Origin of the sequence: Nostoc paludosum FACHB-159 (genome assembly GCF_014698835.1) — a bacterium.
Lineage (GTDB): Bacteria > Cyanobacteriota > Cyanobacteriia > Cyanobacteriales > Nostocaceae > Nostoc > Nostoc paludosum.
The window spans coordinates 41,541-68,456 of the sequence record NZ_JACJTU010000006.1; the positions used below are offsets into that span (position 1 = coordinate 41,541).

The 26,916-nt window shown below is 38.5% G+C and carries 20 protein-coding genes; 14 read left to right on the top strand and 6 right to left on the bottom strand.

The window, feature by feature from the left end; translation table 11 throughout:
* Window positions 1-996: 996 nt before the first annotated feature.
* The 8 genes from H6H03_RS07880 to H6H03_RS07915 all read left to right on the top strand — a co-directional run bounded on the left by H6H03_RS07880 (window position 997) and on the right by H6H03_RS07915 (window position 13,021).
* On the top strand, window positions 997-2,436 hold the full coding sequence (locus H6H03_RS07880; protein WP_190954598.1) for a sugar transferase: 1,440 nt from the start codon (window positions 997-999) through the stop codon (window positions 2,434-2,436).
* A gap of 441 nt (window positions 2,437-2,877) precedes the next feature.
* The gene (locus tag H6H03_RS07885; RefSeq protein WP_242057798.1) at window positions 2,878-4,269 is read left to right on the top strand and encodes an oligosaccharide flippase family protein; all 1,392 of its coding nucleotides are present in this window, start codon (window positions 2,878-2,880) and stop codon (window positions 4,267-4,269) included.
* Between the two features lie 72 nt (window positions 4,270-4,341).
* Window positions 4,342-5,361, top strand: a complete 1,020-nt coding sequence (locus H6H03_RS07890; protein WP_242057794.1) for a glycosyltransferase family 2 protein — start codon at window positions 4,342-4,344, stop codon at window positions 5,359-5,361.
* Between the two features lie 203 nt (window positions 5,362-5,564).
* Window positions 5,565-6,641: an acyltransferase family protein gene (locus tag H6H03_RS07895; protein WP_190954600.1), complete on the top strand. Its 1,077-nt coding sequence runs from the start codon at window positions 5,565-5,567 to the stop codon at window positions 6,639-6,641.
* A gap of 70 nt (window positions 6,642-6,711) precedes the next feature.
* Complete coding sequence (locus H6H03_RS07900; RefSeq protein ID WP_190954601.1) at window positions 6,712-7,989, top strand: O-antigen ligase family protein; 1,278 nt, start codon at window positions 6,712-6,714, stop codon at window positions 7,987-7,989.
* A gap of 54 nt (window positions 7,990-8,043) precedes the next feature.
* Window positions 8,044-9,120: a glycosyltransferase family 4 protein gene (locus H6H03_RS07905; RefSeq protein WP_190954602.1), complete on the top strand. Its 1,077-nt coding sequence runs from the start codon at window positions 8,044-8,046 to the stop codon at window positions 9,118-9,120.
* A 154-nt stretch (window positions 9,121-9,274) separates the two neighbouring features.
* A complete protein-coding gene (locus H6H03_RS07910; protein WP_190954603.1) occupies window positions 9,275-10,471 on the top strand; it encodes a glycosyltransferase family 4 protein in 1,197 nt (398 codons plus the stop codon).
* Window positions 10,472-10,807: 336 nt separating this feature from the next.
* Complete coding sequence (locus H6H03_RS07915) at window positions 10,808-13,021, top strand: GumC family protein (protein ID WP_190954604.1); 2,214 nt, start codon at window positions 10,808-10,810, stop codon at window positions 13,019-13,021.
* Between the two features lie 250 nt (window positions 13,022-13,271).
* Here H6H03_RS07915 and H6H03_RS07920 read toward each other — a convergent pair whose 3' ends face one another.
* The 5 genes from H6H03_RS07920 to fabI all read right to left on the bottom strand — a co-directional run bounded on the left by H6H03_RS07920 (window position 13,272) and on the right by fabI (window position 19,865).
* Window positions 13,272-14,657 (bottom strand): choice-of-anchor Q domain-containing protein, encoded by a 1,386-nt coding sequence (locus H6H03_RS07920; protein ID WP_242057793.1) that lies wholly within the window; start codon window positions 14,655-14,657, stop codon window positions 13,272-13,274.
* 651 nt (window positions 14,658-15,308) lie between these two features.
* Window positions 15,309-16,772, bottom strand: coding sequence for an SLBB domain-containing protein (locus H6H03_RS07925; protein WP_190954605.1), 1,464 nt, complete (start codon window positions 16,770-16,772; stop codon window positions 15,309-15,311).
* 387 nt (window positions 16,773-17,159) lie between these two features.
* Window positions 17,160-18,158 carry an ABC transporter ATP-binding protein gene (locus tag H6H03_RS07930; RefSeq protein ID WP_190954606.1) on the bottom strand — a complete coding sequence of 333 codons (999 nt, stop codon included), beginning with the start codon at window positions 18,156-18,158 and terminating at the stop codon, window positions 17,160-17,162.
* A gap of 199 nt (window positions 18,159-18,357) precedes the next feature.
* Complete coding sequence (gene hisB, locus H6H03_RS07935) at window positions 18,358-18,999, bottom strand: imidazoleglycerol-phosphate dehydratase HisB (protein ID WP_190954607.1); 642 nt, start codon at window positions 18,997-18,999, stop codon at window positions 18,358-18,360.
* An 89-nt stretch (window positions 19,000-19,088) separates the two neighbouring features.
* Window positions 19,089-19,865 (bottom strand): enoyl-ACP reductase FabI, encoded by a 777-nt coding sequence (gene fabI / locus H6H03_RS07940; protein ID WP_190954608.1) that lies wholly within the window; start codon window positions 19,863-19,865, stop codon window positions 19,089-19,091.
* A 380-nt stretch (window positions 19,866-20,245) separates the two neighbouring features.
* Here fabI and ntcA point away from each other — a divergent pair, with 380 nt between their 5' ends.
* From ntcA to H6H03_RS07955, 3 genes are all read left to right on the top strand, one after another.
* Window positions 20,246-20,917, top strand: coding sequence for a global nitrogen regulator NtcA (gene ntcA, locus H6H03_RS07945; RefSeq protein WP_010998529.1), 672 nt, complete (start codon window positions 20,246-20,248; stop codon window positions 20,915-20,917).
* Window positions 20,918-21,199: 282 nt separating this feature from the next.
* Window positions 21,200-22,690, top strand: coding sequence for a DUF3084 domain-containing protein (locus H6H03_RS07950; RefSeq protein WP_190954609.1), 1,491 nt, complete (start codon window positions 21,200-21,202; stop codon window positions 22,688-22,690).
* 232 nt (window positions 22,691-22,922) lie between these two features.
* Entirely contained in the window at window positions 22,923-23,378 is a 456-nt protein-coding gene (locus H6H03_RS07955; protein ID WP_190954610.1) for a Holliday junction resolvase RuvX, read from the top strand.
* Window positions 23,379-23,491: 113 nt separating this feature from the next.
* Here H6H03_RS07955 and H6H03_RS07960 read toward each other — a convergent pair whose 3' ends face one another.
* A complete protein-coding gene (locus tag H6H03_RS07960; protein WP_096537001.1) occupies window positions 23,492-23,755 on the bottom strand; it encodes a DUF3146 family protein in 264 nt (87 codons plus the stop codon).
* A 220-nt stretch (window positions 23,756-23,975) separates the two neighbouring features.
* Here H6H03_RS07960 and H6H03_RS07965 point away from each other — a divergent pair, with 220 nt between their 5' ends.
* The 3 genes from H6H03_RS07965 to H6H03_RS07975 all read left to right on the top strand — a co-directional run bounded on the left by H6H03_RS07965 (window position 23,976) and on the right by H6H03_RS07975 (window position 26,624).
* Window positions 23,976-24,842 (top strand): aldo/keto reductase, encoded by an 867-nt coding sequence (locus H6H03_RS07965; protein ID WP_190954782.1) that lies wholly within the window; start codon window positions 23,976-23,978, stop codon window positions 24,840-24,842.
* A gap of 300 nt (window positions 24,843-25,142) precedes the next feature.
* A complete protein-coding gene (locus H6H03_RS07970; RefSeq protein ID WP_242057792.1) occupies window positions 25,143-25,943 on the top strand; it encodes an EndoU domain-containing protein in 801 nt (266 codons plus the stop codon).
* A 111-nt stretch (window positions 25,944-26,054) separates the two neighbouring features.
* Window positions 26,055-26,624 carry a GNAT family N-acetyltransferase gene (locus H6H03_RS07975; RefSeq protein WP_242057791.1) on the top strand — a complete coding sequence of 190 codons (570 nt, stop codon included), beginning with the start codon at window positions 26,055-26,057 and terminating at the stop codon, window positions 26,622-26,624.
* Window positions 26,625-26,916 lie beyond the last annotated feature (292 nt).

A 26,916-nucleotide genomic window follows, 5' to 3' on the forward strand; every position in this document is an offset into this window, starting at 1 on the left:
CTGTAAAGCCTTAGTATGAGTAGCTGCAATAATTACGGAAATTCATTACAATTTTTACATACGCACTTAATTGCGTAAGTCTATAGTTTCAGATATGGAACCCTAAATTAGTTCTAAATCTAATGTGAATCCAAAGAATAGCCAAAATAATTGACTCTCGAAAGGAGCAAAAATGCCTATAATGCAGATATAACAAGCCTTATACGTCTTAAACATACTTGATAGTGCTTCAATTTCTGAAAACTCATTTTTAGTGTTCCATATTTGCGGAACAATTTTATTGGTTTTGTGAAGTACACATCTTGATTTGTTACACTCCAGCGAACAAAATACTCACTTGACAAGAGCGATTTAGTGATGAAGCGAACCTTCGGATTTCACTGAAGTTACGGTCTATTGTCTATTCAGATGTTTAAGAAGTGATACGAATCTAACCAAAGTTCAAAGAAATGTAAATTTTTGTAACAAAAATCAACAATTTTGATGCATTTCGTTATATGTTATGTCTGTATGTTTTTTTAATCAGTAATTATGCGTAAGCAAGCAAAAAGCCTTGAAGCAAAACTGAACTAGTATAGCTAAACATACTACATTAACTTCGTAAGGGGTATAATTTTTTCTGAAAGCCCAGATCTGTGAAAGACCTTTGACGGCCCGGTTAATGTACTACGAAAATTACAAACTTTGATATCTTGACCTGGCATGTCCAATTATTAATGTCAGGAACTGCATTGAACTATAGTTTAATTAAGACAAAACCCTTACCTTTACATTAAAGCCCCAAGTTCCCAGATGCTACGTTGTAAAAAATGCTGAAGGTTTGGGTAAAGCTCACACTAAGACGCTCGAATATATTTTTGCTAAAAAAATTAACTTTACTCTTAAAAAGAGAGTAAATATTCAACTAAGAAGGTCAAGTTTGTTTCTAAAGACATGTGAGATATTCCACTTGCATATATTTTCATCCAACTTTAACGACACCAAGTGTTACTAACTATGAGTAATCAAAGTATCGCAACAAACAAATTGAGTGAAGTACCTTTGGATCTACGTGCATCTTCAATAGTGAAAGTACGCAAAGGTTCGTGGTGGCTGAGACTAACAACACTGTTTTTAGTAGATTGTACTCTTTTATCCTTAGCTTGGATTTTAGCTGGATACCAATCTTCTTACAGTTTTACTTGGGGCAGTTCAATTAATTATTTGCCCATATTAATAACTATTGGCATTCAAATAGGATCGCTAGCTCTAGAGGGTATTTACCGAGAGGGTCAAAAACGGTATGACTATCTCAATATTATTAAATCACTGACTTTTGCTCACGGACTAATATTGCTTTTTTGTTTGACATATCAGCCAATTATAGATATTAAAAGTCCGAGGTTAATACTGTTGTCTTGGTTATTCAGTACATTTTTTGTTTGTACTGGTAGATATAGTGTAAATCTAGTTCTCGAATATCTCCGTAAGCAAAAGAAAATAGTCCGTTCTTCTGTATTCATTATCTCCGATCCTCAAGACCACGAGCAAATAGCAAGCTTCATAAAAAAAGAGAAGCATTACATTGTATCTGGAACAGCAAACACTAACGCCTTAGACAGATATCAACGTCAACAAACATTGAATCAACTTAATCAGCTAGGCGTAACAGAAGTCTTCATATCTTGGGATGCTTTGAAGAATAGAATGTTTTTGTGTTGGTTATTTCAAGCATCAGGTATACAAGTACATATTATACCGATGGAATTAAAACCAATTTATAGAAACGTAGAATTCAACAAAATAGGAGGAATGCCTTGTCTGAGTTTAGATTGCCCGATAATTACAGGTAAAGACTTCTGGATAAAGCGTATTTGTGATTTTTGTTTCGCCACTTTCTTCGTAATGTTAACATTCCCCATCTACATAGCTATAGCTATAGCTATAAAGTTGGATTCTCCTGGCACAGTATTTTACAAGCAAACTCGTATCGGCCTACATGGAAAACAGTTCAAAGTATGGAAGTTTAGAACCATGAGAGCTGATGCAGACAAATTGCAGAAGGAACTGGAAGCTTTAAATGAGACAAAAGATGGGATTATTTTCAAAATAAAAGACGACCCTCGTATTACTCGTGTTGGAAAATTTCTCCGTCGTTACAGTTTAGACGAATTACCCCAACTCTTTAATGTGATCCTTGGAGAAATGAGTATAGTTGGGCCTCGTCCTTTACCAACTAGAGATGTAGATAAGTTTTCTGAACATCATTTTATTCGACATGAAGTTTTACCTGGTGTTACAGGACTTTGGCAAGTTTCAGGCCGTTCAAATATTTTAGATTTTGAACAAGTTATAGCTCTGGATATGAGCTACATAGAAAATTGGTCGCTTAGTTTAGACTTTGAAATTTTACTCAAAACAGTTATGGTGGTTTTGAAAAAAGAAGGTGCATACTAAAATAAAATGAGTTGCTGTCGTTGAGTTTCACTCAATTAATTGCCAAAATCATGAAAAAACTCAACGAAGCAACCTCTTTATTTATCCTCAAATTATTTAAATATTTCTGTCTCAGTTACTTTATTAAAAAAAGCAAAACTGACATATCACTTTGTGCCAAGTAAGTAAATATTTTCTTCAAAAATAAATCGGAGAAATAAATAAAATTAATTTAAATGCTTGATATGTCTAATAGCCTTAGAGTATCTGAGAAAACAGATTTTCACTTATGCATTTTAAGATTGAGAACTTATTTCTACAAAGATTTACGGTTTTTACAGTTATGAATTTAATTTAAATTAAGTAACTGTAACATAAGGAAATCAGTGGAGCAAAAATTCTAAAAATTAAGCTGATTACTATATGCTAAAAAACCGTAAACTAATAACTAATTCTGTTTCAATGGTAGTTAATCGTTTAGCGCAAAGCATCACAGCCTTTGTGTTAACGGCATCTATCGCTCGCATATTAGGAGCCGAGGTTCTAGGACAATATCTACTAGCATTCACCTATTACTTTATATTTGTAAACATTGCCTCACAGGGGTTAAAGACCTTATTTACTAGAGAAATAGCCCGCGAACCCGAAAAAACACCACTTTATTTAATAAGTGGAACCTGGTTGCAGTTAATTTTCAGCTGTTTAAGTTATGTCCTTTTGGTAATCATAGTATTTTTATTGCCCTACACTTCTGAAACTTCTACTGCTTGCTACATAATGGGTTTAACAATCATTCCTTTTTCGCTTTCCAATATTACTGAGGCAATTTTTCAAGCAAAAGAAAAGATGCATCTAATTGCCCTAGCAACAGTTCCAGTGTATGTAATACGTTTATTCATCATGCTCTGGGCAATGCAGAGGAATTACGGAGTTGATTATTTAGCGGCGATTTTAGTTATTTCAGAATCAGTAATTTTGGGTATTGAATGGATTTTAATCACTAAAATTGTCAAAGCCAAATGGCAAATTGATAGAGATTTTGTCTGGAAAACAATAAAAAATGCGCGTACCTTCTTTGCAATTGAAGGACTAGCTGTGGTCAATGCCCGAATTCAAATTTTGATACTTTCACTATCAGGGAGCGAGTTTGTAATCGGTGTTTATGGTGGAATCATACAATTATTCCAGCCGTTTTTGATTATTGCCAATAGTATAGGAATAGCAATGTTTCCGGGATTATCAAAGGCAGTGAATCAAGGGCGGGATAAACAGCGAAACATTATAGAAAAATGTATTGAAATTTTATTAACCATTGGATTACCTTTATGTGTTGGTCTGCTATTTATTGGGAAAAACTTACTAGTTTTTATATATAATCCTAGCTTTGCTCAAGGAAGTTTAGCTCTTAGTATTATTGCCATATCGTTAATTTTTCTTCCCTTTAATCAGTCATTATCTTTTTTACTGGTAGCAAATGGGTTTGAGATTGTAAATTTGCGTCAAGTAGCTATCAACACTATATTAGGAAGTTTGTTAGGTCTGATATTAGTCTCGCAATATAACTTACTGGGTGCAGCAATAATGGCTTTATTAATGAGTTTTATTGCTTTTAGTCAATATCTATATTTCACTTATACTCTTGTATTTCCATTGAATTTATGGCGAATTATCCGCTCTCCTCTGATAATAAGTATCTTAATGGCAGTTGTATTTATGGTTTTAGAAACAAGTCATTTGAATTTTTTATTAACTATAGCGATCGCCACTTGCTGCTATATTCTATTCGTTAGCTTTTCAAGTATTCATGCTTTAGGTAAAATTCATATTCTCTGGGAAAAAGTTGTAAAAAGATGACCGATAGTATCGCTAATTCTGTTATCTAATTAACTAGTTTACAAAAAAATTCAAGCATCAAATTCAATAAATATGGAAATTATTCAAACAGAAACAACAACTCAAAATATGCCAATATCAAAGGAAAATAACCAACCAGTAGTTAGCGTAGTCATTCCTACGCGTAACAGACCACAAATTGTTGTCAGAGGCGCCAAAAGCGCATTAAGTCAGACACTACAATTCATTGAAGTGATTGTGATAGTAGACGGGCCAGATCCGCAAACAGTCGATGCACTATCTCAGATAGGCGATCCCAGACTCAGAGTTATAGAATTACCAAAAAATATTGGCCCATCAGGTGCTAGAAACACTGGGGTTAAGGAAGCAAAAGGTACTTGGATAGCATTTTTAGATGATGACGACCAATGGCTACCACAAAAATTGGAACGTCAATTAGAAGTAGCTAATAATTCCAATTCTCAGTTTCCAGTTGTCGCCAGCCGTTTCATTTCTCGCACTCCAAAAGGTGACTTTATTTGCCCAAGAAGGCTACCTCAAACCTCTGAACCTTTGAGTGAATATCTTTTTGTTCGGAACTCGTTTTTTAAAGGAGAAGGATGCATACAAACCTCCACTCTTTTTGTGAAAAAAGAGTTAATGGAAAAAATGCCTTTGGAAGAAAAATTTGACAGACATGAGGACTGGGAGTGGTTGCTTAGGGTTAGTGCAATGGAAAATGTACGAATAGAATTTGTACCTGAAGCTATGGCAATCTGGCATTCAGAAATGGGAATCAAGCGTTTGAGTAACGTCAATGATTGGAAATATTCTTTGGATTGGATTCGTTCAACCCGTAATTTAGTAACACCAAAAGCTTATTCAGGTTTTATTGCAACAATTGTTAGTCATTCTGCGTCATTAGTGGGTGATTGGAAAGCATTTTTCCCTTTATTGTGGGAGGCTATAAGGTGGGGTAAACCCAGACCAATAGATATATGCTTGTACTTAACAATGTGGTTGATTCCTCAAGATCTTAGACAGCGAATTCGCTCTGTTTTCAATAAAAATTCCAAAAAACAACCAGCTGTTTTAAAGGAAATTTCACCCTGAAGTGAGTTAATTGACTATATACTGAGGTATCAAAAGGATGTGTTGTCAGTTAAACCGCTTCATCAGCGTCAGCGACTGGCAACTCATGTATACTGTGTCTCTAACTGGGCGAAAGCAATACTTAAGATTAATCAAATACTTTTATGTTTGTCAAAAGCCATATAAGTGAATTGAGTTCTTAAAATCTACTCTACATTAATGATATGAACAAAAAATTGAATTTGTTACAAGTATACCGTGGTATTGCTGCTATCCTCGTAGTCTTATCTCATGGCGATCGCATACTTGGTCGCGAATTAAATCAAAATACCTTCTTGCAAATATTTCATTTTGGTTGGATAGGCGTTGATTTTTTTTTCGTACTAAGTGGGTTCATTATATTTTATATTCATCAATATGATATAGGTAAACCAAGCAAATTAAAATCTTTTATTACTAAACGATTTATTCGCATATATCCATTGTATTGGATTGTTTTGGCTAGCAAAATTCTAGCTTCTACATTTACAAATTATAAAGATACAATTTCTCAAACAGGTGCAGGTGAAGTTATAAAAGCTTTTTTATTATTACCACAAGACAGAGCTATACTTAACACTAATTTTATTGGTGTCAGTTGGACTCTAAGTTATGAAATATTTTTTTACTGCCTGTTTGCTGCGCTAATTTTCTTCAACACAAAAATTTGTAGAGCTATAATTATTGCTTGGATAGCTGGTGTAATCCTCAATCTCTTCAGCCTTTTACCAATTGGCAACAATTTTATACTTACATTTATATTTGATGAACATAATCTAGAATTTGTTCTCGGTTGCGTAGTTGCCTATACTGTCTCTAGATCAAAAATTAAATTTAAAAATTCATTAATTTACGTTTCTATTTTTATGTTGGTATTGTCAATTATAAATACAAAATATGGCGAATTTGATGTATCAGGTATTCCCTCATTAATAAGTTATGGCATTCCCTTTACACTTCTGATTCTTGGCTCTGTATATTTAGAAATGTCGAATAAAATAAATATACCATTAATTTTAATTTATCTCGGAGATGCTTCTTATTCTATATATTTAACACATGGTTTTTTCTTAAGTAATATCAGTAAAATTTTGGATGTGTTGGCAAGGAAAAGTGAAGTATTATACACAATAATCAGTTTCAATATCATTGTGTTTTTAACTGTCGTCATAGCAGTAGCTATGGGATGTTTGATTCATACTTATGTAGAAAAGCCATTATTTATAAATTTAAGGAACAAAGTATTTGCTAAAATTACCTGAAACTAACAGCTACACACTGACAATCAGCTTAATCTCTTGTCTGTGTCCATGATGATGCATACTACAAAAAATGAGAAAACTTTTACTTTCTGCGGAACAACTCATTACAGTTATTTGCTTAATAATTTATTCAGGAACTCCATTAGATCCATTCCTGACAGAAGGCTATACCTTACAAGAAGGTGATAGAACTATATTTAGATTACTTTACACTCTTACATATGGAATAGCTTTTTTATTAATTATTCTACGGTGGAAGAAAGTTATCTATGTTATTAGCAAAAACAAGCTTCTTTGGGCCTTACTCGGATTTTGTGCAATTTCTAGCTTTTGGTCTTTAGATCCAGATACAACTACACGTAGGGTTTTTGGTCTCATAGGCACAACATTTTTTGGGGTTTATCTAGCTTCACGCTACACCTTGAAAGAACAACTGAAATTGTGTGCTTATATGCTTGCTATCTCAGCAATAGCCTGTTTCCTAGTTGTTTTTTTGATCCCGCAATATGGTCTTGGAGGGGATGAACAAGCAAGTGCTTGGAGAGGAATATATTCGCAGAAGAATATTCTTGGTAGGAGATTTGTACTGAGTGGAGCAATATTTTTCTTCCTTGCCATGACTACTCGGCAAAATCGCTGGGTTTTATGGCTTGGCTATGTAGCTTCTGCAATACTTGTGTTATTCTCAAGCTCAACAACATCTTTAGGGAATTTATTGATACTTACAGGAACTTTCCCCGTATATCAGAGAGTTTTACGCTTTAGGTATACAACGTTAATACCTACATTGACATTTATAGCGACCATAAGTATAGCTTTTTACGCCTTGTTCGTAACATACGCCGATCAAATTTTGGGAAGCATAGGTAAGGATACTACGTTAACTGGACGTTCAGAGATATGGCCAGCTGTGTTGGAGATGATTCAGAAAAAACCATTGCTTGGATATGGCTATGGAGCATTCTGGTTTGGCGCTGATACTTCTGGTGCGGCTTATGTACAAGAGTCAGCAGGATGGCCTGTTCCTAGTGCACACAATGGATTTTTGGATCTGTGCTTAGCCTTGGGTATAGTAGGATTCTTAATTTTTATAGCAGGTTTCTTAAGTAGTTTATTCAAAGGAATATATTTAATACGGTTAAATAAAATGGTCGAAAATAATGTATGGCTATTAATTTATTTAACCTTTCTTGCTGTTTCAAACTTCACCGAAACTATATTAATAGAACAAAATTCCATTGAATGGACACTTTATGTTTCAGCTATACTATCAAGTCAACTATCTCATAATTTCAAAGAAAGTTATAAAAATACATTCACTGCCAATACTGGGCAATTAAAAATTTAAGAATTTCAAGGTAATTTCTCCCAAAATTTTGTAGCAAAACTAAGTCTAAAAATAATGAGTAAAAATAATCCTATCAAAGTTATTATGTTAGGTCCTAGCTTACTTCAACAAGGTGGGATTTCTGGCTACGAAAAGCTTTTTTTGGAGGATGCCCCTCCTGAAGTTAAAATATGTCATATTATTACCCATGAAGAAGGAAGTTTAGCAAAAAAAATTACGGTATTTTTGAATGCTGTATGGAAATTCCTCTGGATATTACTGAAGCAAGAAGCTGATATTGTTCAACTTCAAATTTCACAGCGTGGCAGCATTTTGCGACAAGCAATTATGATTCTTTTAGCTTGGGTATTCCGCAAACCAATAATAATACACGCTCATGGTAGTCAATTCCATCTATTCTACACTGGGTTACCAAAATCTCTACAGCAACTTCTCAGTTGGATATTTGGCAAATGTCAAAGGTTGATTGTATTATCTGAAAGTTGGAAAAGGTTTTATATAGAACATCTTGGTCTCAAACCAGAACAAGTTGTAGTTTTCTATAATCCAGTAAAACTTCCTGTTGAAGTTCCACACCGTTCAGCCTCTGACAAAGTTAATCTACTTTTTTTAGGACGAATTGGACAACGCAAAGGAGCATTTGACTTGATCGAAGCCATTTCTCTTTTACCTAATGAACATCGCACTAAATTGAGTCTGATTATGGCAGGAGATGGAGACGTAGAAGAAGCACGCAATTTAGTTAGAACTTTAAATCTAGAAGATTACATAAAATTACCTGGTTGGATAGGCTCAGATGAGCGCGATATTCTCCTAACTCAAGCAAATATTTTTGTGCTGCCATCTTATAATGAAGGCCTGCCATTAGCAATGCTAGAAGCAATGGCTTGGGAGTTACCAGTTATAGTGACACCAGTAGGAGGTATACCTGAAATAGTTACTGATTTAGAGAATGGGCTAATCGTTAATCCAGGTAATCTTGAGCAATTATCAAATTCTTTGAAATGTTTGATTGAAAATGAAAGTTTGAGATTTTCTCTGGGACTTAAGGCTAGAAAAAGCGTTTTTTGTCTTGATATTAAAAATCATTGGATTTCTTTTATTGATTTATATAATTCAATCTTAAATTAAGATGTTAAAGTAAGCCTAAAAAGGTAGTGAATCGAAGCATACTAAAGTACGAAATATCGAAATACACAGGTTCATTAAACCTGTTTGTATCTAGAAAAATCAGATTTTATAATTGACAAGTGTTTTCGGCAAATAATTAACAATTGAAGTTATTATGGCATCAGCAAAAAGAGTACTAATTATCGTTGAAAATCTGCCAGTTCCCTTTGATCGGCGGGTGTGGATGGAAGCCACTACTTTGCAAAAAGCGGGATATGAGGTTTCTGTGATTTCACCTACAGGTAATGGCTTTGATAAAGATTATGAGATTATTGAGCAAATTCACATCTATCGTCATCCTCTACCACCAGAAGAAAGTTCAGTCATTGGATATCTACGAGAGTATAGTTGGGCGATTAACTGGCAATTTCGCCTAGCTCAACGGGTGTGGCGAGAGCGCGGTTTTGATGTCATCCATATTTGTAATCCGCCGGATTTGCTTTTTTTAGTAGCAGGGTGGTTTAAATTATTTCATGGTGTACGCATTATTTTCGATCATCATGACCTCAGTCCTGAGATGTATGAGGCTAAGTATCAAAGGCGTGACGTCTTTTATCATGGATTACGGTTGGCTGAACGCTTGACATATGGGACAGCAGACATCGTAATTTCAACCAACGAGTCGCATCGAGAGGTAGCTATTACCCGTGGTCAAAAGAAACCAGAGAAGGTCTTTGTAGTTCGTAGTGCGCCAGACCTTTCCCGTTTTCGCCGAATGCCTCCAAACCCCAATTACCGTAAAGGTAGGGACTACCTGGTGGGTTACATGGGTGTTATGGGGGAACCAGAGGGAATTGATTATCTCCTGAGAATGGTAAATTACATTGTTAAGAAAAAAAATCGCCAAGATATTCACTTTATGCTTATTGGCAGTGGTCCTGCGGCAGAAAAACTCAAAGCCTTATCTAAACAACTGGAAGTAACTGATTTTGTAGAATTCACAGGATTTAAACAAGGCGAGGAACTTTTAGAGCGGCTCTCCAGTTGTGATGTGTGCGTGGAACCCTCTCCTACATCTGCCTATAACGAAAACTGCACCATGAATAAAATTCTCGAATACATGGCTATGGGTAAAGCAATTGTCCAGTTTGATTTGCGAGAGGGAAGACGTTCTGCACAAGAGGCATCTCTCTATGCCAAACCAAATGATGAGGTGGAATTTGCTGAGAAAATTTTAGAGCTTCTAGATTCCCCTGAACGCAGAGAAAAAATAGGAGTCGAGGGCCGACGGCGAATGGAGGAGATACTTGAGTGGCAATATCAAGTTCCTAAACTTTTAGAGGCATATGATAAAATTTTTCAAATTCAGTAATTACCAGCATTAATTTCTACAATCATTACTCATGAAGTTGAGTAATAGGTAAATACTATAGGTAAATACTTAATATTCATGATGCGTCAAATCGTTAAGAAGGGCTGAAATCAGCTAAAACCTATAATTTACCAAGGTTTTTTCTAACGAATATGGCGCAATCATGCCAGAATGGAAGCTCAATTTGTAACTTATATAGTCTATACTGTGTGTTATGCGTAAGGTTTTATGGTACAAGTCGTGTTAATTGTAGTGCCTTGTGCTTGTTCCAAGCCATAATATCTTTAGTTTATCGCTCAAAACCTGTACTTTTGAAGATTTATGTCATAAAAATTTATGGAATCTAGAGAAACTATTGATTTAGACCTTAATCGTTACTTGTTGATGTTGAAACGGTGGTGGATACCCGCAGCCACCATATTTATAGCTACAGTTATGCTTAGTGCAGTAGCTACACGATTTATGAAGCCGTCCTATGAAGCAGAAGGTAAATTATTGTTCAGAATTCCTTCTTTTAAAGTAGTAGGGTCTAATCTTTTGCCGACAACCACAGAAGGAGGATCTACAGGAGACCTCAAATCTCTGATAGCATCTCAAAATCCTATCAACACTGAGATAGAAGTTCTTTCCTCTCCTTCTTTATTACAGAAGACAATAGATAAGTTACAGCTCAAAGATAAAGAAGGCCAACCCTTAACAGTAAAAGCTCTACAAAAATCGCTGGTATTAAAAATTATCGGCGGAACAGATGTATTGCGAATTAGTTATTCCAGCCTTGACCCTGAAGAAGCTGCCGCAGTGGTCAACACAGTAATGAATGTTTATGTAGAAAACGATATTATCACAAATCGCTCAGAGGCAGCAGCAACTCGTCAATTTATTGCTAGGCAGCTTCCAAAAACGCAAGAGGCTGTTGACAAAGCAGAGAGAGAATTGCGCATATTCAAGCAGAAGAACCGGATTGCAGACCTAACAGAAGAAACAAGGTCAGCCGTCGGCATTATTGGGAATTTAAATAACGAGATTAATACTGTTCAGGCTCAATTAGATGAAGTTAACGCTCAAACCAATGAACTAAGACAGAAAGTAAATTTAAGTTCCCAGAACGCCCTCGCTGTCAGTGCCCTCAGTCAGTCACCAGCTGTACAGGGAATCTTAACACAACTTCAAGATATCGACCGACAATTAGCGAGTGAGCGTAGCCGTTTCCAAGACGATAACCCAGCAATTATTAATCTAGAAGCAAAAAAAGCTAACTTAAGAGCTTTACTACAACAGCAAATTTCGCAAACTGTTGGTAACAACGCACAAGTTCCTCAGAATTTATTGCAGATTGGAGAACTCAGACAAAACCTGATCCAAAATTTTCTGCAATCAGAAGTGCAACGCTTTGGCTTGAGCCAAAGACTTGCCTCTTTGTATAATTCCCGCTCTAATTATGAACAGCGGGTGAAAGTTATACCCCAGTTAGTACAAAATCAGCGCGAGTTAGAGCGGAAAGTTGAAGTTGCAGAATCAACATATCAAACTTTATTGAAAAAGGTTCAAGAATTACAGTTAGTTGAGAATACGAATACAGCTAGTTCCCGAATTATTGCTCAGGCTTTAGTCCCCACCGATCCAGTAGCAGGCAAAAAAATTATCGTTTTGCTGCTAGGAGTAATGTTCGGTTTATGTTTGGCTACAACAACTGTTCTCTTCTTAGGTGTGAGAGATAGATCTCTAAAAACACTTAAGGAAGTTAGAGATGTATTTAGATATACCTTACTGGGAATTGTTCCTTTGTCTGTGAAAAAGGTTCGCTCTCGTTTTTCAAGTGCAGAATCAATCACTCAAAAAGTTGCTGTCCGAGATATGCCTCACTCTTTAACAAGTGAAATGTATCGGATGATTCAAGCAAATCTAAAATTCTTGAGTTCAGATAAAGTACTCAAAACAATTGTAGTTACTAGCGCAGTTCCTAAAGAAGGAAAGTCTACAGTTTCAGCGAATTTGGCAGCAGCGATCGCTCAGTTAGGGCGCAAAGTTTTATTAATTGATGCAGATATGCGAGTTCCTTCTCAGCACCATCTGTGGGAACTAAACAATGTAGTTGGTTTAAGTGAGGTCCTTGTAGGTCAAGCTGAAGTTAACACAGCTGTATCCAAAGTAATGGATAACCTTGATGTATTAACTGCTGGAGTTAGACCTCCCAACCCACTTGCTTTGCTTGACTCAAAACGTATGGCATCATTACTTGACAATTTTTCATCTCAATCTAATTATGATTTTGTAATTATTGATGCTCCTCCACTTCTTTTAGCTGCTGATGCTCTAACTTTAAGTCAAATGACTGATGGGATTTTGTTAGTATCTCGACCTGGCGTCATTGATTCTAACAGTGCTAACGCTGCTCAAGAGATGTTAGAAAGATCTAACTATAATGTATTAGGTTTAGTTGTCAATGGAATCATTGATAAAAACGAATCTAGTACTTATTTGTATCACGGTCATGAGTATTTCCAACCAAGAGAGTTGACAAAAGAGTTTAAGGGACTTGCGAAAAAGTAAAAGCTCCACAGTAGTTTATGTTGGTTAGATTACAGCAGTAAAACCTGAATTAGAGCGAAACGCTTATAAGGAAAGTTTAGCGGAGCAAGTAAAGCTCCGCTTTTGATTAAATGTTAATGCTACAGCAGTTGAACCATACTTTAGGACATAAATTTAATTACAAAAATAGGTTGTAAGGTAAAATTCTGATTTTTACAAAATTTTACCTTACAACCCGTTAAGAACCTATTTAGTACTACTGAATTTCGTACTATTGAATTTCGTATGCGCCTCTATCCTGTGCTGAACCCTTTATACGGGGGCCGCCGAGAAAATCGGTTTTCAAAAAATCAAACTTAATGCCACTATTGATTGCTGGACTCGTCGATCTGACTCTAAAATCATTACCGGCAGCATTAACAAACTGTGGATCTGCGATAATATCGTTAGGGCCCTTACCACTTGCAGCATAACCGTTATTGTTATAAAGGTTGTAGTTAAAAGTGGTGTTGATATTTCTTCCACTCGACAAGTTTATCGGCTTGCCATTCTGAGAATATAAGATGTTATTCAGGACTCTGACATTTTTAGTATCATTCATCGAGATTTGTCCGTATGGAATTTCTGGAGTCTGGTTATTCAGATAAGAAGTGTTATTAATCACGTCGATATTGTCACTTCTGAATGCATGAAAACCGCCACCACCATTTAGATACGAAATGTTGTTAGCAATCAAAGTCCGGCCTTGATACGGAGGTAATTTTGATCCCGCCTCATTATTTCTTCCACGATCCATAATATATCCGCTTCCGTCTTGGATCTTCCCGTTAAAAATCCAGGGAACGTACATTCTATTTCTGTAGATCTTGTTGTTAGTCACGATCATTCTGTAGCTGCTTTGGTTATTGTCATAGTTCCAATTTTTGAGAAATGAAATACCACTACAACCAAAAGGAGCATACCAGGCGTTGTTGTATACTTCATTATTATTTAGTGTTACATAGTCCACTTCAATGCCTGTAATGCCTCCTCCTCCACAGTCATGTACCTCGCTGTTGAGAATACGTATATGATGAGGACGACCATTTTGTCGCCCATCTATAGTAATGCAGCTTCCGCTAGTTTTTGGGTTTCCAGTGTTATTCTTTTGACTCAGGGCATAGCTGAGGCTTATATTACGATTATTTCCTTCAACTTCTATCCCGTTTACCTCGATATACGAAGCTCCATTTTTAATCCAAATACCATGCCATCCATCGTGCTGAATTTTGGGTGAATGTCCAGGGTACGCTTTATATGTAATCCATGCATTTGAGGAACCGGAGCGTGTAATCACTAATACTGAGCCTGATGGGCTTGAATTACTGTATACTCCGTTCATTAAAAATACTGTATCACCTGGTTTGGTGAGGTTTGCCGCTCTTTGAGGAGTTCTAAACGGCGATGAGGGAGTCAGTCCGCTATTTTTGTCGTTCCCGCTACCACTGACATAATATGTTGTCGAAGCACCTGGAACTTGGCTTATTAGCTTGCGGTTGGGTAGCTTATTGACTTGAACAGTGGATGATTGAGGAACATCTTTAAGTAAAGGCTCTGTTATCTTCTGTCCTTGAACCATACCTGCTAATGCCCAGGGAAGTACAACAGATGCACTCAAACTGAGAAAACTCAAACCATGAATCATCATAGGAAAAAAAGGTTATGTTGCAAAAACTGAACTGTCAACGGTTACTAACTCTAGCCTTAGTAAGTAACTCAGTAGTCGATACAGTCGTATCACTGCCATTTGTAAGTTTATACACGGTTTTTTAGGTTTGCACCTGCGAATTTCCGCGTAAATATTATTTGAATGCTTTTTGAGATTGTGTTATCAAAATTGGCAAATTTCTAGTAAAAATACTGAGGATAAACTATCAGTATGCAGAATTACCATTCTAATGAACACTAAGCATCAGTACAAATGGCATCATTCGTAATTCGACATCATTCTACTGTGTATATGCGGGATCTGTAGTTAAGATAGTGTATCTCTCATCAATCGGTTAATTTACTTAAATAATACTTATAGTAATGAAAATCATGATTTTGCTAAAAACAAGGCAGAGACGAACAAAACTCGTCTCTGCTTTTAAAAGATTCTCATTATCATAGGAATTTCAGGTAATTACAACAAACCTTTAAAAAGCCTATTAATCCAAATTGAAAATTCTCAGTAATACCCGTAGGGCTTAATTTAAATGTAATGCTAATGAAATTATGGGGACACGAAAAGTTGACCAATGCCCCCAATTGAAATCTGAATTTCAAACTAAAGTCCGAATACCCTCAAAATACTGAAGATAACACCTAAAGGCCCAGCGACAAGGCCTGCGCTATCACCAACCTTTGCTCCGCCGGAGCGGCCGACTACTACGACATCATTATTGCGGAGTATGGGATTAGTTTGCTCATTAATCCCAGCTGAGAAATCCACTTTTACTACACGTTTAGTGACGGAACCATTAGGATTGAGACGAATCAAATCAACAGCATCGTCACTAGCTCTGGCATCGTTGAATCCGCCAGCAGCAAGTATAGCTTGGTTTAAAGAGCTATTCGGTTGAATCTCAGTTAATCCTGGCCTTTTGACTTCCCCGACTACACCCACTTGAATGCGTGCAGGAGACAAAGTAGTTGTAGCTAGCTGAGTAGCTTCTGCTGGGTTGATCTCAGTCGCTGTCGGAATAACAATCGTATCTCCGTCTTGGACGATAATATCTTGATTGGCGTCGCCACTCTGTAAGAGTTGCCAAAGATTAATATCTATAGCTTGTTCTGAGCCAGTTCGTGTCAGTCGGCGTAGCTTGAGATTACGAATATCTGCCTGTGCTGTAATTCCACCAGCTAGTTGAATTACTCGCGTTACATTTGGTAGACCAGTGGGAGTAGCAGTACCACTGTTAGGAGTTGCACCTCCCTGATCGTTTAGGCTACCTGGGGTAACTAGATAGGAACCAGGACGGTTAACTTCACCAATAATTGTTACTGTGCGGGGTGTGGTTTGACTAGCAGCAAAGTTAGCTGCAAATATATTTCGGGATTCTGCTATGTTGAAGTTATTCGCAGTGGGGACAACTATAGTATCTCCATCCCGTAAGGTTATATCCTGTGATAATGTACCTGTTTGGATAAGTTCTTTTAAGTTGAGCGTGACGACTTGTTCTGAAGAACGTCCGAATTTACGTCGTAATTGAACTTGAGTCACATCCGCAGCCAGTGTAACTCCTTGGGCTGTTGTCAATGCAGCTAATACAGTGGGGTATTGTACGCCTGGATTGTCTCCGGCGCCTCCACTCAAGTTTAAAGTATAAGCCCCTGGACGTGTTACCTCTCCGGCAACAAAAACATTAATTGGACGAGGCGATAATAAATTAACTGAGATTAAAGGACGTTTGAGGAAGCGAGCATATCTTCTGGCAATTTCATCAGCGGCCTGTTCAGTTGTTAGCCCAAGAACTGGAACACTGCCAATTAAAGGTAAGTTGATTGCTCCTCCTGGAGGAACTTGGTATTCACCAGTATATTCAGGTACTTCAAAGACATTTACACGGATGCGATCGCCGCCTCCCAATAAATAATTAGTATCTAGTTGTGTATTGGGGATTTGTGTAGTTGGTGATGCTGGTTGTCCCTGAGCTAGGCTAGCAAAGGGTACGGCAACATTGACAGCAGTTAATAAAGCCGCACCCACAACTGGTTGAGTCAGCGATTTAAACAAATTTGTTTTAAGCATATTTCCTTGAGATTCTGAAATTACGATTAATAAAGTACTGTCTAAACATTTTTATTTTGACTATACCTAAGTATTCAAGTTCCCCAACACTCTTATTTTCCTTGAAAAGTGTAATTTTCCGGAGAAAATTTGTTTTTTGAATTTGAATTTTCAATGAAGATACTTTAAAGTTAACCGTGTTTGAATATGATAACTATTGAACAAGATCGGAGTTAAGTAAATTCAAGTAGTTTATACAATAATTTGTCTGCTTTCCAATGAGGCAATTACTAATAACTGTTTCCTAGTAAGTCATTTTAATAACACTTAAGTTTTAATTTGAAAGATTTAATAAGTAACATTTGTTGTCAAAATTAAAATCAGGAATCTTCAATTTTCAAGCAGGAATTATTTAGCGATCGGATTAGTTAAGTGAGTTATTTTTGTTTGAATTTGTTGAATAAAAAACTCTTCTAAGGACTGACGGGACAAGTTCATGGTAATAATTTTACCTTCCATTAGACGAAGGCTAGCAAGAAAATCATAGTAGTCATCTTGTAGTGTACCTTGCCAGGAACCATCAGGTTCAAATCTCAAAGTAGGTAGCCATTTTTTGAGAACTTCCCAGTCGCCACCTTGACCTTTAACATGATATGTGTTGTCGCCACCTAAAAGTTCATTGAGAGAACCAGAGCAAATTAATTCGCCTTGAGCGAGTATGGCAATGCGATCGCAAATCTGTTCTACTTCACTGAGAATGTGGCTGTTGAAAAAAATCGTCTTGCCAGCAGCTTTTAAAGCCAAAATAATTTCCCGCATTTGGTAGCGTCCCACGGGATCGAGTCCAGACATTGGTTCATCTAGAAAAACCAATTCTGGCTCGTTAATTAGCGCCTGTGCCATACCAACACGCTGTAACATTCCTTTGGAATAGCGGCGCAGCAGTTTTTTGCGGGCATCGGCTTGGGATAAACCTACTAATTCCAGCAGTTGGGGAATGCGTTGGCGTTGTATGCCCTCAGGAATTTGGAATAGCCCAGCTGCTAACTGCAAAAACTCCCAGCCGGTCAAATAATCATACAAATAGGGATTTTCAGGTAAATAGCCGATGTATTGTTTAACATGGCGATCGCCGATTGGCTTACCTAACAATAGTCCCCTTCCACTAGTCGGACGAATAATCCCCAACAATAGTTTTAGAAGGGTAGTTTTACCAGCACCGTTTGGCCCTAGCAGCCCAAAGGTTTCACCTTGATAAATTTTTAAAGAACAGCTTTTGAGAGATACGACTTTTTGATTTAGCCAAAAACCAGTACGATAAACTTTTCGCAACTCAGAAGTTACGACTACTGGCAAAGTGTTTGCCGTATTCAGTTGAGAATCAGCGTCATCTGCAACAGACTTCATCTCGTTTTAATCAACAATTAGCAGCTTGGTATTTATTACAAGTTACCCAACAGGGCGATCGTAATCACCACTTAGTTGGATAATTTTCGCAAACAGATTCAGTGCTGAGTCAAGAGTTAGGAGTTAGGAGTTAGGAGCTACTATTGTCCCCTCTGCTTCTTTGCCCCTCTGCTCCTTTGCCCCTTTGCCTCTTTGCCCTTTACAAGACGCCTTTAGAACTAGGAATCAAGCCAGCACGACGAAGGTCAATTTCTACTGCTAGCCGTGTTGCCCTCGCAAAGGCCTTAAATGTCGCCTCAATAATGTGATGAGAATTAATGCCATCCAGTTGCCGAATGTGTAGTGTCATTTGGCTATGATTCACCAATGCTACAAAGAATTCGCGCACCAGCTGAGTGTCATAAGTTCCTACACGCTGGGTAGGAATTTGTAAACCGTAGCTGAGGTGAGGGCGTCCAGAAAAGTCCAACACTACTTGAACTAAAGCTTCATCCAACGGTGCAAGGAAATTACCAAAACGAGCAATGCCTTTCCTATCACCTAATGCTTGGTTCAAAGCTTGTCCTAAGGTAATACCCACATCTTCGTTAGTATGGTGGTCATCAATTTCCCAGTCTCCCTTGGCTTGGATATCTAAATCAATCAACCCGTGGGAAGCGATTTGATGCAACATATGATCCAAAAACGGAATGCCTGTTGCTGCGGTGCATTTTCCTGTTCCATCAAGGTTGATGGTGACTTGGACATCGGTTTCCCCTGTGGTGCGATGAACAGTAGCAATTCGAGGGGTTTGGATTAACTGATCGTAGTTTGAATTGACTTGGCGATTGGTTGTTTGCATAGGGAAGAGTTAGAAGTTAAGAGTTAAGAGTGAGGAGTTAGGAGTTAAAAATTCATAACTCATAACTCATAACTCATAACTTTATCGCGTCACATTCCCATAATTTCATATCCTGCATCTACATACAGAACTTGTCCGGTGATGCCGCTGGACAAATCGCTACATAAAAAAGCCGCAGTGTTGCCAACTTCTAGCTGAGTCACAGTGCGTCGTAGCGGAGCTACTTGCTCTACATGATGAATCATATCTAATATTCCGCCTACTGCTGAAGAAGCCAAAGTGCGGATAGGGCCTGCGGAGATGGCATTGACGCGGATATTTTGCGGCCCTAGTTCAGCAGCTAGGTAACGCACACTCATTTCTAAACCCGCTTTGGCAACTCCCATAACATTATAGTTAGGAACTGCCCTAACACCGCCTAAATACGTCAGGGTGACGATACTACCTCCCTCTGTCATTAGGGGTTTAGCTGCACCGCTTAATTGCACCAGCGAATAAGTACTAATCTCTAAAGCAGTTTTGAAGCCAGAACGAGAGGTTTGGCTAAAATCTCCAGTCAAATCTTCTTTGTTGGCAAAGGCAAGACAATGAATCAGGATGTCTAGTTTTCCCCACTTATCGCGTATTGCCTCAAAGGTAGATTGAATTTGTTCGTCGTTTTGGACATTACACGGAACAAATAAGCTGGGGTTGAGGGGTTGAACTAATTCAGCTACTTTTGCTTCCATTTTGCCGCGTTCATCAGGCAGATAGGTAATTCCTAGATTAGCTCCTGCTTTGTGTAGTTGTTGGGCGATGCCCCAGGCGATGGAGCGGTTATTGGCAATACCTGTTACCAAAGCATTTTTTCCAGTCAGATTCAGCATAGGAATTGTTAATGCGATCGATCATTAGGAGCATACTAGAATCTGATGCACGTTTTGTCTTTGTTTTTCACAGGATTTGCAAAAATGAATATTGGTAAGGGTGTTTGCTCTCATCAAATTCTTGATTCTTTCTAAAGATATTCTCAAGTTGTCTTTATTTGTTCTTCAAAAAAGCTTTTTAATACAGCTACTTGGAACCATTTATCAACAATTTATAGCCTAAGAGATTGACAATTATGTATCATTATAAACAATGAGTTAAGAAGCAATTAGTTGGAGTATAGGAAAGTACAGAAAGGTTGACGGTGCTTTATTGAATTTTCGGGTGTATTCTTAGGTAATTAGTTTTTGTTTTTCCGGCATTGGGTAGGGGAAGGGAGATGATCGTGACACAAGATAAAGCCCTAGCAAATGTTTTTCGTCAGATGGCGACCGGGGCGTTTCCGCCAGTTGTGGAAACGTTTGAACGCAATAAAACGATCTTTTTTCCTGGCGATCCTGCCGAACGAGTTTATTTTCTTTTAAAAGGTGCTGTTAAGCTTTCCAGGGTGTACGAGGCAGGAGAGGAAATAACGGTAGCACTGCTGCGAGAAAATAGTGTTTTTGGTGTATTGTCATTGCTGACAGGAAATAAATCGGATAGGTTTTACCATGCGGTTGCATTTACCCCTGTGGAATTACTGTCGGCACCAATCGAACAAGTTGAGCAAGCACTCAAGGAAAATCCAGAATTATCAATGTTAATGCTGCGGGGTCTGTCTTCGCGAATTTTACAGACAGAGATGATGATTGAAACTCTTGCTCACCGAGATATGGGTTCCAGGTTAGTGAGTTTTTTATTAATTCTTTGTCGTGATTTTGGAGTTCCCTGTGCAGATGGAATCACAATTGATTTGAAGTTGTCTCATCAAGCGATCGCTGAGGCAATTGGTTCGACTCGTGTTACAGTTACAAGGCTACTAGGGGATTTGCGTGAGAAAAAGATGATTTCTATCCACAAGAAGAAGATTACTGTGCATAAACCCGTTACTTTAAGTCGGCAGTTCACATAAGCAATTGGCAGTTAGCAATTCTTAATTTTGTTTTGTCAGGGCGACTGCTAACCCAAAACAAGACAAACAACCCAAATGGAAGGGTTTAAAACCCCTTTTAGTAGGTAGGATAAAAACAATTGGAGTCAGCGGAGTCGGCACGTGTCGTGTTTTTCAAGATCGCACTAATAGCTAAAGGAACACCTAAAATTGAGTAATTTTCAGCTATTGCCAACCTCCACTTCTCCACAGACAATGGTCAAAAGTAGTAGGCTGTATCTGGAAGGATTTCGGTAGCTAAACATGACCACCGGATACATCCTCATCGCAGCAATTTTAATTCTGGGAGGCGTAATTGCAACCGTGGGCGATCGCATCGGCACACGAGTTGGCAAAGCCCGCCTCTCACTTTTTAACCTTCGTCCGAAAAATACCGCCGTACTAGTGACGATTTTTACTGGCGGTTTGATTTCAGCATCAACCTTAGGGATTTTATTCACTGCTGATGATAAATTGCGGCAGGGAGTCTTTGAGTTAGAGGATATTCAAACAGACCTCAGGCAAAAGCGGGAACAGCTAAAAACCGCAGAAAGCCAGAAAAGTCAAGTAGAAAGCGAGCTAAATCAAGCAAGGATCGCCCAAGCCAAGGCACAACAAGAGTTGCAAGCAATTAACCAATCCTTGCAGGCGGCCAATGCCAAGCAAAGGGAAACCCAAGCCCAACTCAACCGCACCATTGAGCAGCAAGCCCAAACTCAAACTCAACTCCAGCGCACTCAAGGGCAGCTAGATCGAGTTGTCAGTCAGTACCAAAAAGCCATAGCTGAACTGCAAAGCGTTTACAATCAGCGAAAGGAACTACAGGCAGCAGTTGAACTACTAAAAACAGAGCGTCAACGACTGTATGTTGAGGCAAAAAAAGCGATTGACGAAGCCAAAACAGCTATTGAAAAACGCGATCGCGAACTTGCTAACCGCCAAGAAGTAATAGAAGCACGCGATCGCAAAATTGCCCAACTCGATCAACTGATTCAAAAGCGTAATTTAGAAATTACAGCTAGAGAACAAGTGATTGCCAAACGTGAATCTCGTCTCAAAGAATTGGAAGCACAACAACAGCAACTAGAACAAGAAGTTGCAAGGCTGGAAAAATATTATCAGTCCTACCAAGACCTGCGTTTGGGTAAGCTAGCTTTAGTTCGCGGTCAAGTTCTGGCCGCTGCTGTAGTTCGCGTTACCCAAGCTGCTGCGGCTCGTCAAGCAGTGGTACAACTTTTACAGCAAGCCAATCGTAACGCCAACTTGGAATTAAGTGAGCCTGGTGGAAATTCTCCAAATGTAGAGCTTGTACGCGTAACTCAGGAGAGAGTTGAGCAATTGAGCAAGCAAATTGAAGATGGCCGAGAATACGTGGTGCGAATTTTCTCAGCGGGTAATTACGTCAGAGGAGAAAAGCAAATAGAATTTTTTGCTGACATAGCCAGGAATGAACTGGTTTTTTCTGGAGGCGCCCAGTTAGCAACAACTACTGCTGACCCCAAAAACATGACATCCTATCAGTTGCAGCAGCGATTGGAAATACTAATTTCTGCTTCGCAATTTCGTGCCCGTAACGCCGGAATTGTGGAAAATGTACAAGTAGATGGGACTTTTCTGCGTTTTGTCGCTCAATTAAGGCAGTACAATCAACCACTGGAAATTAAAGCGATCGCCGCAGAAGATACTTATACAGCTGGGCCTTTGAGGGTGAAATTAGTAGCAGTAGTCAACGGACAAATTATTTTTAGTACTTAAACAACAAGTCAGGAGTCAGAATTCAGAATTCAGAATTCAGAATACAATTAGTGGGAGATGAGCGCGGAAAGTCACCAGTGGCGGCTTACGCCGTAGAGGCTAGGAGGGCAGCTTGCCATAGGCATCATAACTTTCCAACACAGTATTTATGGGGTCATTAATTTTGAATTTTGAATCGCACCTTTGGTGCGCTTTCAGCGCAACTTGAATTTTGAATTCGGAGCGAAGCGACGTGACTTTCCGTGAATTTTTACCGACACAGCCAGTGATTTTGGGTTTCGATCCAGGTCGAGATAAGTGTGGTTTAGCCGTAATGGGACTGGATCGGCAATTATATTATCATCAAGTCGTGCCGGCAAAAGAGGCGATCGCTACCATTGAGACACTGCGTCAGAAATTTCCCATCTCGTTAATGGTGATGGGCAACCAAACAACAGCTAACCAGTGGAAACAGTTATTGTATCAAGAATTACCAGAACCGCTGAATATCATTTTAGTAGATGAGCGTTATACCACCTTAGAAGCACGCGATCGCTATTGGCAAATGTATCCGCCCACAGGGCTAATAAAACTATTGCCACAGGGTATGCGACAGCCTCCAAGACCTATAGATGACATTGTTGCCATCCTGCTAATCGAAAGATATCTAAATCGCCTCACGGAATCAGGAGTCAGGGGTGAGGAGTGAAGAGTTAAAAGCCAGGAGTGACGAGTCATTAGTTAGGAATTAATATCTTCATAACTCCTAAGTCCTAACTTCTAACTCCTACCTCCTAACTCCCAATTTCCAATTCCTAACTCCTAAATTTCCGCCCGAATAGTAAAAGCATAGTCTCCTCCAGGCTCTAGTTGATAATCTTGTTTCTCCAAAAATCGACCGAGGGGTTCTTTAATTAAGGCGCGACCTTGGGAGGGCTTGACGGCAAGTTCTCCCCTGCGAAAATGCCACTGGAAATGCCATTCAAACTCACCTGCACTCACTTCACCCTCAAGGAAGCCGTGTTGCCAGGATTGGCGGGTAATTTTGACATGGGCAATGGTTTCTGGCAGACGTTTAGCACTCACAATGCTTTATGTCAAGTGTGGAATAACTAGCCAATTATGTAGGCTACTTATTTTATTTACCAAACATAGCTTAAATAGACAAACTGACAAAATGGGTATTTGTAATTGAGGCGGTTATATTAATCAGCCGAAAGACTTAAAGGTAGGGAAGTTGCGGGGATCGCTAAAAAATTTTTGACTAAGTGCTTCATAATTAGGTCATAAAACTATGACTAAAAGCATGGAAACCAAACAGTTAGGAAAAACTGGTATCTTTATAAGTGCGATCGGTTTGGGTGGTATGCCGATGTCAATCTATAATCGCCCTCCAGAATCGGAATCAATCCAAGTGATTCATCGTGCTTTAGACCTGGGTATTACATTTATTGACACTGCCGACTCTTATTGCAAAGATGAGTCAGATAAACATCACAACGAGCAGTTAATTCACAAAGCACTTGCTACTTATCAAGGTGATATTAGCCAAGTGATTGTCGCAACTAAAGGCGGCTTGATGCGTCCCGATGGTAATTGGACACGCAACGGTAACCCAGAACACCTGCGTCAAACAATTAAAGTCAGCTTTGAGGCTTTGGGCGGCGCTAAACCCATTGATGTTTGGCAATACCATTCCCCGGATAATAATTACACCATCGAAGAATCTCTTGCACCAGTCAAAGAAGCAGTAGAAGCAGGTTTAATTCGGTTTGTCGGAGTTTCTAATTTTTCCGTTGAACAAATTAAGCGGGCGCAAGATGTGGTGGATATTGCCTCAGTCCAGAATCAATACAGCCCTTGGGAACGACAGCCAGAAATTGACGGCGTGCTGGAGTATTGCGAAGAGCAAGGATTGACTTTTTTACCTTGGAGTCCCTTTGGTGGTAGGCGTCGTCATCAAAACTTAGAAGAGATCCCAGCGATCGCTCAGTTAGCTAAAGAAAAAGGCGTGTCAGTGTACAATATCGTTCTGGCGTGGTTGCGTTCTAAATCACCTGCTATTTTGCCAATTCCTGGGGCTAGCAAAATTTCCAGTATTGAAGACTCAGCACAAGCTATCAATGTGAAACTATCTGATGAAGAAGTGCGAAAAATCGATCGGTCAACTTAATCATTATTTTAGAATTCAGAATTCAAGAGTCAGAAGTCAGAATTTATATCGGTTTGACATGATTATCGACGCAAGGAGATAAATTCAGAATTTGATTTTTTGACCTTCTGACTCCTGAATTATCATCATTATTCTAGAGCAACACACTTGCTAAATAATATTAGCAACCCGGTTTATTAAAAAAACTGGGTTTTTTATCAACTAGGCTATCCCTCGAATTAAACTTGGCATGGCACTATTATCCAAGTAATCAAATTAAAATCTATGCAGCCAAGTTTCGTAATCAATAGGTTCAAGCAGATGATAAAAGCGCTTGCTGTTTTGCTACTATTTTCACCGTTTTACTTGCAAAATCCAGTAGACGCACAGCCACAGCAAAATACCAAACTTCTGCCATTTTTTGACAATGTAGATAATCCCGTTCCTGTTGGTTTTCCCGCAGGACAACAACTAGATATCACACCACCGCCACCACAGCTAAATTCTTTTGACCAAGCTGTATTAAAAATTTGTGGGCCTATTAATACGAGAGTGAGTGCTAACAGTTTTAAACAATTGTTATCTTCTTATCCAGATGTGTTGCAGAAAGTTCAGGAGGCTAGCGGTGGCGAACTGCTTCCGGGACGTAGGAATAAAGCGCAATTTCTGGAAGATTTAACTAATATTTGGTTCAAGCGCCGGGGGTTTGAACATATATTTTGTGGTGAAATATATAACGCAAATGATATTGGTGGCTTACATTTTTACGGCAGGTATTTACAGCTACAAAATCAGGGCATAGCAGGACGCCTACCGTATAATCAAGGGCGAGAAGAAGTTGTTCCTGGGGTTATTTATACAATGGGTGTAGTAATTCAGCAGAAAAATCGTACAGTCACAGATGTCATTAAAGGCTATGGCTATCTTAGTAATGCTGAAGAAATACTTTTAGATACTACTAAAATATTTAAACTTCAAGGAAACAATGAAGGAGCGTGTATTTATAATGTACGCGATCGCCAAACCGATAAATCCTTTCCTACTGTCTTTGTAAGAGAAGAAAAAGCAATCATTACCTATTATCCTGATGCTACTCCTTTTGGTGCAAAATGTAAAACTTGAAGTGGCTATTGGTGACTAGAAACTGAGATAAACTTCGACCGATTAATAATACGTTCAAAGACATTTCACTGCATCTTATTAAAATTATGAAATCTCATATATAAAGCCCATATGATGATACTAGAAACAAACCGCTTGCTAATGCGTGACTTTGTAGATGCAGATTGGCAAGCAGTTTTTGTTTATCAATCCAATCCCTTATACTTGCTTTACTCGCACTGGACACATCCTACAGAGAATGATGTTTGTGAGTTTGTCCAGATGTTTATTAATCAGCAAAAAGAAAAACCCAGGACAAAGTTTCAGTTAGCTGTTGTTCTTAAAAAAGAAAATCGGCTGATTGGCAATTGTGGTATTCGTGTCAACGACTCTGAACTGCGAGAAGCAAACATTGGCTATGAACTAAACCCTCTATATTGGGGACAAGGTTATGCAACAGAAGCAGCACAGGCAATTTTAAAGTTTGGTTTTACAGAATTAAAAATGCATCGTATCTGGTCATGGTGTGTTGCAGAAAATATCGCCTCTTCTAGAGTTTTAGAAAAAATTGGTATGTGTCGTGAAGGTCATCTGCAAGAAAAAGGGTTAATTAAAGGTAGATGGCATGACAATTTTATTTACGCTATTCATGAAAATGACTGGAAAATATCACAAGATATAGCAATCCTAAATGAGTCGTGAAAAATATAGATAAGGAAACGAACCGCCAAGGACGCAAAGGACGCAAAGGTAAGAAAGAACAAAGAGATATATAATTTTCACAAATGATTTAGGACTGCTATATCTAGTGATACCAATTCTATATGAAGATGCACAGAATATTAAACGTAGACGCAAAGCGGCTTGCCGCAGGCTAACGCCTTGGCGTAGCGTCTCGCAGAGAAGTACGCCTTCGCGTTAGCGAAGCCTCTCGTAGAGAAGTGTCTCGTTCGCTCTTAGCGTCTCGTAGAGAAGAGCGCCAAGAATAGAGAGT